This window comes from Coleofasciculus sp. LEGE 07092, assembly GCF_015207375.1.
GTDB lineage: Bacteria > Cyanobacteriota > Cyanobacteriia > Cyanobacteriales > Coleofasciculaceae > LEGE-07092.
In genome coordinates, this window is the sequence record NZ_JADEWY010000220.1 from 1 (window position 1) to 5,409 (window position 5,409).

Annotated in this window: 4 protein-coding genes; all 4 read right to left on the reverse strand. The window is 44.6% G+C overall.

The window, feature by feature from the left end; translation table 11 throughout:
• Nucleotides 1-31: 31 nt before the first annotated feature.
• Nucleotides 32-1,417, reverse strand: a complete 1,386-nt coding sequence (locus tag IQ257_RS28615; RefSeq protein WP_193882120.1) for an ATP-binding protein — start codon at nucleotides 1,415-1,417, stop codon at nucleotides 32-34.
• Between the two features lie 685 nt (nucleotides 1,418-2,102).
• A complete protein-coding gene (locus IQ257_RS31295) occupies nucleotides 2,103-4,502 on the reverse strand; it encodes a tetratricopeptide repeat protein (protein ID WP_369076456.1) in 2,400 nt (799 codons plus the stop codon).
• A gap of 275 nt (nucleotides 4,503-4,777) precedes the next feature.
• On the reverse strand, nucleotides 4,778-5,122 hold the full coding sequence (locus tag IQ257_RS28630; RefSeq protein WP_193882117.1) for a hypothetical protein: 345 nt from the start codon (nucleotides 5,120-5,122) through the stop codon (nucleotides 4,778-4,780).
• A 62-nt stretch (nucleotides 5,123-5,184) separates the two neighbouring features.
• Nucleotides 5,185-5,409: hypothetical protein (locus IQ257_RS30505; protein WP_228061127.1), on the reverse strand; the 225-nt coding region annotated here is incomplete at its 5' end.

Below are 5,409 nucleotides of genomic sequence, written 5' to 3' on the forward strand. Positions count from 1 at the left end.
GCTCCCCAGCCCCCCAGCTCCCCAGCAAGAGTCATTCAGTAGTAGGCAGCTCAATCGAAAACTCCGTCCCTTGACCGACGGTAGATTCACACTTAAGCTGACCTTGGTGTTCATCTACTACAATTCGGTAGCTGATTGATAATCCCAAACCGGTTCCTCTGCCCACGGTTTTGGTGGTAAAGAAGGGATCGAAGATACGGGCTTTTACAGCTTCAGTCATGCCAGAGCCGTTATCGATAATCCGAATAACCACTTTATTTGGTATTTCTTCTGCTGGAGAACTGACTAACTCCGTACTAATCCAAATCCTGCGTTGTTCGTCTGCTTTGGTGGGGTTGACAGAGGTGTCTTTTTGGTTTCCTACGCCTCCTTCTAACGCATCAATGGCATTGATGAGCAGGTTCATGAAAACTTGATTGAGTTGAGCGGGGTAACATTCTAATAGAGGAAGTTGACCGTACTCTTTCACAACTTGGATTTCTGACTGTTGTTGCAGGCGGTGCTGTAAGATGAGTAGGGTATTCTCTAGTCCTTCATGAATGTCTACCTTTTTAAGTTTCTTTTCATGCAAGTGAGAGAATTTTCTTAACGACTGCACGATCCGACGGATGCGATCGGCACCAACTTCCATCGAGCCTAGCAGTTTGGGGAAATCGTCGGCGATGAAATCAATTTCAATATTTTCTTGTTGTTGAGCAATTTCTGAGATTGGTTGAGGGTAGTAGTGCTGATAGAGCCGCAGCAGGTGCAGCAAGTCTTGAACATAGTTTTTGGCAGAATAGATGTTGCCGTAGATAAAACTGGTAGGGTTGTTGATTTCGTGGGCAATGCCTGCAACTAATTGACCCAAACTTGCCATTTTTTCATGCTGTACCAGTTGGGTTTGGGCGTGTTGCAGTTCTTGTAAGGTGAGTTCTAACTGTTGGTTTTTTTCCTGTTGAAGCTGCGCCAGAAGTGCGCCTTCTGTTCGTTTTTGTTCGGTAATATCCCGGCACGTGTAGAGAATCGTACTTTCCAAAATCGAGACGCGCTTGACATTAATTAATAATATGTGCTGCCGACCCACTTTATCGGTAATTTCCCGTTCGATATTCTGAAGTTCTCCCCTAGCATCCAAGTCTTGCCACTGGAATAAGTTATTTCCGAGCAGTTGGGTAATGGTGCCAAACTCCTGCACTTCTTGGAGGTTATAGCCAAACATCCCTTCGACATTGGGAGAGATAAAGGTAAAAGCTCCAGTCTTGTCGGTGAGGAAAACGGTTTCGGAAATGCTGCTGAGGATGAGTTGGTAAAGTGTCTCTGAATTGCGCAAAACTGTCCCAATGGGGGAATGTACTTTTGACAATTCCAATTCACTTACCGGGTTTCCCATTTCTAGCATGGAGTTTGGATAGGGCTGGAACGTTTCGCATCTCATGACTTGAACCCCCTTTTTTTCAGGTGGGAGTAATTCAACAACTGAATCAAACGTCCCCGGTTAAGGGGCGATTCAGTCGGTTAGTTAGCACAGCGCCCTGGTTGAGCCTAGCTTTAGGGCAGTTTTACTTTTTACTGCCACTGGAATCATTTTCAACGAGTTTAAAAATCTAACCCAGTAAATCTAGATGTTTAATACTGCTAGCATACCCTTATCTTTATCTCAAATTATCTCCATTACTTAATCTTTACTCAATCAGATATTTTCTTTATCAAGTTTTCATATAAGGTCGGCAAGGCTTCGTAAAAATTAACTACTTACTTGAACATTGTTTAACTGAAACAGTTGCATTAACTCTTAATCTTTAAGGTGAAACTTTAATTTTTTAAAAGCGTCTGTTAAATTAATATCCAAATCTTTATTCTGAATATCAACTGTAGGGCATAGGGGATATGGTAAGACTGGCATACGACTGGATAAGAGTTTTATTCCATTTCAATGGACTTGAGCTATTAGCCCGAAGTTTGAACTCCGGGCTGATTTTCGGGCTTATCGACAAAGGTGCAAGATGTCAGCTCAATAGGACTAAGCAGTGACAGCACAAATATTTTATTCCATATAATCTATGACGCCGGAGTTTGAAATCTGGGCAGGTTATCGGGTTTGTTAAGAATGGTGCAATATCTCAATCGGTGCGACCTTGAATCAATGCCTGAAATTGATTATCGCTGCGAATAGGATCAAAATCTGAATCAGTTTTTGCCATCTCTCGGTATTTGTCAGGATTGAGATTGATGGCTTGTTGTAGGTTTTCAATGGCTAAGTCAATATTGTTATGCTTGGCATAAGTGCAAGCTTTGTTGTAAAATGCACTGGTCTCATCGGGTTTAATTTCAAGGGCTTTATCGTAGGAGGCTACTGCTTCTTCTAGTCTGCCTAAATCATTTAGGGCATAGCCCCGGTTGTTCCAGGCTTGGTGTAAATCAGGTTTGAATTCAATGGCTTTGTCGTAGGAGGCTAATTCTTCTTCTAGTCTGCCTAAATTCCCTAGGGCATAGCCCCGGTTGTACCAGGCTTGGTGTAAGTCAGGTTTGAATTCAATGGCTTTGTCGTAGGAGGCTAATTCTTCTTCTAGTCTGCCTAAATTCCCTAGGGCATAGCCCCGGTTGCACCAGGCTTGGTGGTAGTCAGGTTTGAATTCAATGGCTTTGTCGTAGGAGGCTAATTCTTCTTCTAGTCTGCCTAAATTCCCTAGGGCAATGCCCCGGTTGTACCAGGCTTGGTGGTAGTCAGGTTTGAATTCAATGGCTTTATCGTAGGAGACTACTGCTTCTTCTCGTCTGCCTAAATCATCCCAAGAATTCCCCACATCCCACAAAAACAAACCACTACTAAACTCCGCATCGTCCGGCGTAACAATTAGTTCAGCTTGGGCTTCCGCTTGTTGCACCCAATCAACGCGCTGGGTTTCAGGACAGCGCTTGGATTTATACAACAGTGCGGCAAATTTAGCTAACCCATCCAAGGCATTAATCGGATTAAAACACGTTCTTAACGTTGCCTCTATCTGAGATTTAGAAAACCCATTGGTTTCGAGAAACTCCCAGTTGATTGGTTTTTCTTCTGATACTTCCCAACCGTACTCAACGGCAGGTTGAATTTTCTCGATAAACTGCCACATAGCATCATTCAACAGACACTTATCCGCTAAATCTGCCTCGGACAGAATTGCCTGAACCGGAATCCTCACCACCTCATCTTCTTGGAAATAGCGAGAGGTAAATAGATAAGCAATTAACTGACGCTGAGTATCGCTTCGCCGAGAAAAGACGGAGTGATAGAGAAACTCAGCGATAAGTTCCCGCCAATCCGAATTATTATAGAGCATCGGTGGCGGACTATCGGGTGGAACGTCTCGATCTGCCTGTTCCTTAAAATAATCCGCCAATACTCCATGAACCTGATAAAACTGCTCCTTATCTTCCTGCCACAAGGACAACCGAAACACATCCCGCGCCACATCATCTAAGCGATGACGATGTTGAGCAAATTCGACAAAATCTCGCTGCTTTAACCAGTCAAAGCAGTTTTGGCTGTTATCAGCGGCAGTGTCAAAGTCTAAACTGCGATCGCTCATCAAATAGCTAATCAACCCTTTATCAAACCAGTGACAGCAAGCCGCTAGTTGCAAGATTTGTTTCTGAGTGGGATTTAGCCCTTGTAGCAGCAAGTTTACAATTTCTTGATTGCCCTGAGAGAAGTCTATCTCTCGACCCGCTTCTTTTTCCCGACGAATCCAATTCAGATAGTACGGTAAGCCCTTAGTGGCTTGATAGATCTCCTCAACCTGCCCCGGTTCAGTAATACCAACCTGCTGAAGATAATCCGCCGTCCGCTCTTGATCAAATCGCTCCAAACATTGCTCGTAAACTAAATCCCGATCCTGCTGCAATTTTCGCCAGTATTCCGTCTTGAGTATATTAAATCGTCCCGCTACAACAATCCGGACGTTGTGCGCGGCTAACTCCCGATTCCCCAGCAAATAGTGACAGAGCCAGAAATCAATCTCTGAAGGCGCTTTCTCATAGGTATCTAGGATGAGGATCAGGGGACGTTTTTTTGCCTGCTGAATTAACCCTTCAACAAATGCCTGAGTCAACTTGGGCAACGGATCAAGCATCAGTTCCTGTAATTCTTTTTTCCGTTTCGTTGCCTGATGCTGTTGGAGAAGGTTTTGGATGCGGTCTTTTTCTGATAAAATCATGGTTGCCGCATCAACAGATACTTCGGATGCCTTCCCCAAGGTGGCGGCGGCGATTCCTGGCAATACCACCTGTCCAACCGTACTCACCCCAGCATTGAAGAGCTGTTTTACCAGTTTCAGTTGCTCTGAATCAACGGATTTTTTCCCGTCAACGGATTGAGTTTCTAGCTGGTGAGCTGTCTCCTGATAGTTTTGATAGAGTGGCGTAAAGGAGTCAACGTTAGCAAACAATTCCCTAACATCCCGTTGCAGCAAGTTGGGCGGCTTGGGTAATTGCTGGTAAAGTTCTGCCATCAGCTTCAAGGGCGTTTCAATTCCCATCGTGTAGCCAAAAGAAACCGCCGCAAAATCCGCCTCCTGCTGGTGAAGTTCTTGCAGTTTTTTGAGTAGCGTAGTTTTCCCGACGCCCCCAATTCCCCAAACTTGAAAGAGTACAGGAGAGGAACTCGGCTGATTTAGGGATTGAGCGAAGTTATCGAGAAAAATTTCTGCCTGCTGACGGGAAATATAGAATAGATAGGTTGCTGAGTCATAGGCTGGGGGATGGGTTAGCCCACCTTGCTAAAAGAATCCCACTATTTCCCAGATTTTAACCCTTAAGCTAATGAGGAATTTATCAAACCTCTGAATAGTCTAGCCATGCTTTGGGAATGAGTCATTGCCCAGATATTAAGACTTAAGCAAGTACTTCCTAACCAAAACAGAATGAAGGTGGGAGCCATTACCACGCCAATCATCAACCAAGTCCAGACGTGTAGTATCATTATCACAGCCGGGACACAGGCAAGTAAAGCCGCTTGTCGTACCTGAACTTGAGGGCGCTGCATTCCCACGAACACGAGTGTCATCGCGGTAAGGAGCAAGTTGAGGGGAACTAAAACTCCACAAATGGAGATACAGTTGACACGGGAAAACTCAAATAGGGGAGTGAAATCAAACATCCAATAATTCCGATAGGTATTATTGCCAGTCTATCCTTTACTCTCTGAATATCGATCGCCCATTAGCTATAGCCTTTCTCTATCGGGTGAGGTATAAAGTTCTGGATTTCAGGGAGTGGGGAGACAAGGAGACGCTGGATAAACTGAAACTCTTGAGGTGTTATACCAAATGGGTTTGAATTTGGCACATATTCTCTCTTGCTCCCCCCAAAACATCGGGGGGCTGGGGGGGTTCCAGATGTGCCATTGGAAAAGCTAATTGGTGTTACTCCTCTCCCCAGCACCCC

Excerpts from the sequence above, each read along its gene's own strand:
- IQ257_RS28615 (WP_193882120.1), bottom strand. The coding sequence starts at position 1,417 with ATGAGATGCGAAACGTTCCAGCCCTATCCAAACTCCATGCTAGAAATG.
- IQ257_RS31295 (WP_369076456.1), bottom strand. The coding sequence starts at position 4,502 with ATGGGAATTGAAACGCCCTTGAAGCTGATGGCAGAACTTTACCAGCAA.
- IQ257_RS28630 (WP_193882117.1), bottom strand. The coding sequence starts at position 5,122 with ATGTTTGATTTCACTCCCCTATTTGAGTTTTCCCGTGTCAACTGTATC.